This window comes from Halomonas sp. TH-94 (assembly GCF_057473365.1).
In genome coordinates this window covers 1-4,626 of record NZ_JBYCKL010000056.1, presented here as the reverse complement: position 1 = coordinate 4,626, position 4,626 = coordinate 1, and the positions used below count along the sequence as shown (strand labels likewise).

Here is a 4,626-nt window from a genome sequence, read left to right as displayed (position 1 = left end):
TCGAGCCGGGGCTGGGCATCATCCAGCACCGCACGAGCCATTTCCGGCCCTTGTTGCTCGACTGCCGTGACGATGCGGTCGCGCAAGGCCGACTTGCGCCATTCGGTGTCCTGGTGCAGTACGAAGATTGCCACCAGCAGCAGCACCAGCAGGGGGAGACACAGTATCCACAGTGTCAGACGATTTCCGAGCGACATCCGGCTTTCCTTGATCACGAACCATCTAACCAGTATGCCACATTGGCTGGGGATGCCTGTCCAGTGGATGGTGGCGCGGATATACTAAGGAAAAGACGTTAGCCTAAGGACGGTTACATGCAATTTCCCACCATCGAGGATGTCGTCGGCCATACACCGCTGGTGCGGCTCAAGCGGATCGCGGCGGGGCGCAACAATACGCTTCTCGCCAAGCTGGAGGGAAACAATCCGGCAGGTTCGGTGAAGGATCGCCCGGCGCTATCGATGCTGGAGCAGGCCGAAGCGCGCGGCGACATCACGCCGGGCGACACGCTGGTCGAGGCAACATCTGGCAATACCGGCATTGCGCTGGCCATGGCGGCTGCCATCAAGGGCTATCGCATGGTGCTGATCATGCCCGACAACGCCTCCAGCGAGCGCAAGCAGGCCATGGCCGCCTACGGAGCCAAGCTGATCACCGTCAGCAAGGAAGGGGGCATGGAGGAGGCTCGCGACCTGGCCGAGGCGATGATTGCGCGGGGCGAGGGCAAACCGCTCAACCAGTTCGCCAACCCCGACAATCCCCTGGCTCATTATCGCGGCACTGGCCCTGAGATCTGGGAGCAGACCGACGGCAGCGTTACCCACTTCATCAGCTCCATGGGGACCACCGGAACGATCATGGGGGTGTCGAGCTATCTCAAGGAGCGCAACGCGGACATCCAGATCATCGGGCTGCAGCCGGAAGACGGCGCAAGCATCGCCGGTATTCGTCGCTGGCCCACGGAATACCTGCCCAGCATCTTCGATGCCACCCGTGTCGACCGCATTCTCGATATCGGGCAACACGAGGCCGAGGAGCACATGCGTCGTCTGGCGCGTGAAGAGGGCATACTCGCCGGTGTTTCCTCCGGCGGTGCCCTGGCCGGTGCTCTGCGTGTTGCAGAAGAGGTCGAAAATGCAGTGATCGTGTTCATCGTCTGCGACCGTGGTGACCGCTATCTCTCGACTGGGCTGTTCGCCCCGGAGGTTTGAGGTGGCCATGCTCGGCAAGCCACGGCCGGCGCGTCAGCGCTCCGGCGTCTCGGGGCTGCAAAAACAGCCCGCCGCTGCCCGCCGTCGGGAAGCGCCGCAGGCCGAAGGCGAGGCCGTCAGCGTCGAGCGCTTGGCGCACGACGGTCGCGGCGTAGCGCACACCGCCAGCGGCAAGACCCTGTTCATCGACGCGGCACTACCGGGCGAGAAGGTTGCCGTCGCCGTGCATCGTACCCGCAAGCGCTTCGATGAAGCGCATGTGCGTGAACTGATCGAGCCGGCGGCCGAGCGGGTCAGCCCGCCATGCCCTCACTATGGCCATTGTGGCGGCTGCGACCTGCAACATCAGGCGGTCTCGGCTCAGCGCGAGCACAAGCGTGCGGTGCTTGCCGAGCTGCTGGCCCGCGAGGGACTCGCACTTGCCGAGCCGCCGGGGCTGCTGCAGGGGGAAGCGCTCGGCTATCGTCGTCGTGCCCGCATGGGAGTCAAGGTGGATGCCGAGGGCGGCGTACATCTCGGTTTTCGTGCGCGTCACGCCAGCCGCCTGGTCGATATCCACTCCTGCGCAGTGCTGGTGCCCGAACTCTCGGCGCTGATAGAACCGCTGCGAGAACTGTTGGCCGAACTCGAGGCGCCGCGCCTGGTGGGTCACCTGGAGCTCATGGCTGCCGACGCCATCAGGGTGGTAGTGGTGAGACAGCTGCGCGACAACCGCGCCGATCTTCAGCGCTGGCGTGACTTCGGTCAGGCTCATGGCGTGGCCGTGGCCTGTCTGCTGGGTCGCGAGGAGCCTGAGCTGACGTGGCTGGGCGATACGCCGCGACTCAGCTACCGGCTGCCGACATCACGGCAGGAGCTCCAACTGGGCTTTGCGCCGGGCGATTTCATCCAGGTGAACGAGCAGGTCAACCGGCTACTGGTCGCCACGGCGCGGGAGTGGTTGGCCCCGGTTGCCAGCCAGCGCGTGCTGGACCTTTTCGCCGGTATCGGCAACTTCAGCCTGCCGCTGGCGGCCGATGGCGCTCAGGTCGTGGCGGTGGAGGGAAGCGCAGCCATGGTGACGCGGCTCGACGCCAATGCCCGGAGTAACGCGCTCGACATCGAGGCGCGGCAGGCCGATCTCAACGACGAGGCCGCGGTTCTGGTGCTGTTGAAGCAATATGCCCCCGACCTGGCAGTGTTGGACCCGCCCCGCGATGGTGCCGATGCGGCATGCCGCGCCCTGGTCGAACGCCCGGTCTCGCGGCTGGTCTACATAGCCTGCGACCCCGCCACGCTGGCGCGCGATGCGGCACGACTCGTGCATGGTGGTTATCGCATCGTCCGGGTGTCGATAGCCGACATGTTTGTGCACACTTCACACCTGGAGTCCCTGCTACTGTTCGAACATGGTGCAGAGCAGCCGTCATCGCAAGGAGTCTAGAGAGATGGTGAAAGTCCGCGACGACCAGCCGTTGAACGACAATGGCGACGTCGATATCGGCCACTGGCTGGAGCGACTCCAGGAAGACGTCAAGCTGCGCGATCCTGGCGAGATGCGTGAGGCCTGCGATCTTGCCAAGCGCCTTGCCCTTGAAGCCGACCGTCCCCACAAGGCCTGGCTGCCCCAGGATACGACCTACCGAATGGGCCTGGAGATGGCGGACATCCTGGCCCTGCTCAAGCTCGACCAGTCGGCGCTGGAAGCGGCGGTTCTGTATCGCGCCGTACGCGAGGGCTTGATCTCCATCGATGCCGTGGGTCGTCGGTTCGGCAAGGAAGTGGCGGAGCTGATCGATGGCGTATTGCAGATGGCTGCCATCAGCAATGCCCAGGTACCAAGTCAGGGCCTGGTGCAGCACGATCAGCAGGACAACCTGCGCAAGATGCTTGTCACCATGATCGACGATGTGCGCGTGGCGCTGATCAAGATTGCCGAGCGCACCTGTGCCTTGCGCCAGGTCAAGGATGCCCCCCGCGAGAAGCGCCTGCAGGTGGCCCGCGAGGTGTTCGACATCTATGCCCCGCTGGCCCATCGGCTGGGCATCGGCCAGGTGAAGTGGGAGCTGGAGGATCTCTCCTTCCGCTATCTGCACGAGGACGACTACAAGGCGATCGCCCGGCAGCTTGCCGAGAAGCGCCTGGATCGAGACCGCTACATCCACGACGTGGTGGAGGTGCTCAAGGGTATGCTGGAAGCCCAGGGCATCAACCAGTACGAGGTCAGCGGGCGGGCAAAGCATATCTACTCGATCTGGCGCAAGATGAAGCGCAAGCGGATCGATTTCTCCCAGGTCAACGACGTGCGGGCGGTACGGCTGCTGGTGCCTGAGGTGGCCGACTGCTACACCGCGCTGGGGCTGGTTCACTCGCGCTGGCATCATGTACCCAACGAGTTCGACGACTACATCGCCAACCCCAAGAAGAACGGCTATCAGTCGCTTCACACCGCCGTGCTGGGGCCGGAGAACAAGGTACTTGAAATCCAGATTCGCACCTTCGCCATGCACGACGAGGCCGAGCTCGGTGTCTGTGCCCACTGGCGCTACAAGGGGCACGACACCGGCGGAAAAAGCTCGAGTTACGAGGAGAAGATCGCCTGGCTGCGCCAGGTCCTCGAGTGGCAGGACGAAGTGGGCGACTTCGGCGACCTGCGCGAAGGACTCTCCAGCGACGTGGCGCCGGACCGCATCTATGTGTTCACACCCGATGGCCACGTCATCGACCTGCCGCGCATCGCCACGCCCATCGATTTCGGTTACCGCGTGCATACCGAGGTAGGCCACCGCTGTCGCGGGGCCAAGGTCGACGGTCGCATCGTGCCGCTGACCTACAAACTGAAAACCGGCCAGCAGGTCGAGATCCTCACTGCCAGCAAGGGCGGGCCCAGTCGCGACTGGCTCAACCCCAGCCTCGGCTACGTGCGCACCTCGCGGGCGCGGGCCAAGATCCAGTCCTGGTTCAAGCATCAGGCCCGCGAACAGAACGTGGAGGAGGGCAAGGCGCTGTTCGATCGTGAAATGCGGCGCCTGGACGTGGAGGACATGGACCTCGACACCCTGGCCCATAAGGTCAACTATCAGACCCCCGAGGACATGTACGCAGCGCTCGGGGCGGGCGATCTGCGTATCGGTCAGGTGCTGCACCAGGCTCAGCAGCTGTTCGGCGAAACCGACGATCAGGAGCAGCTCGACCGCCTGCTGGCAAAGCCCAAGCGTGACCAGGCCAAGGGCGGTGCCAGCGACATCACCGTGCTGGGCGTGGGCAATCTCAAGACCAACATGGCCAACTGCTGCCATCCGGTACCCGGCGAGCCGATCGTCGGCTTCATCACCCAGGGACGCGGCGTTACCGTACACCGCCAGGATTGCCCCAACATCCTGCAGCTGCGCATCGACGAACCACAGCGGGTGATCGCGGTGGAGTGGGGGCAGCG

4 protein-coding genes are annotated in these 4,626 nt (G+C 64.4%); 3 read left to right on the top strand and 1 reads right to left on the bottom strand.

Annotated features, from left to right (window positions below; translation table 11 throughout):
• A partial coding sequence (locus AC2VNO_RS10745) for a hypothetical protein (protein WP_486934131.1) occupies positions 1–197 on the bottom strand: 197 nt, incomplete at its 3' end.
• Positions 198–314: 117 nt separating this feature from the next.
• Between AC2VNO_RS10745 and cysM the strand changes: the two genes are divergently transcribed.
• From cysM to relA, 3 genes are all read left to right on the top strand, one after another.
• Entirely contained in the window at positions 315–1,211 is an 897-nt protein-coding gene (gene cysM / locus AC2VNO_RS10740) for a cysteine synthase CysM (RefSeq protein ID WP_486934130.1), read from the top strand.
• Position 1,212: 1 nt separating this feature from the next.
• Positions 1,213–2,634 (top strand): TRAM domain-containing protein, encoded by a 1,422-nt coding sequence (locus AC2VNO_RS10735; protein WP_486934129.1) that lies wholly within the window; start codon positions 1,213–1,215, stop codon positions 2,632–2,634.
• A 4-nt stretch (positions 2,635–2,638) separates the two neighbouring features.
• Positions 2,639–4,626, top strand: a 1,988-nt coding sequence (relA, locus tag AC2VNO_RS10730) for a GTP diphosphokinase (RefSeq protein WP_486934128.1), incomplete at its 3' end; no start/stop codon positions are given.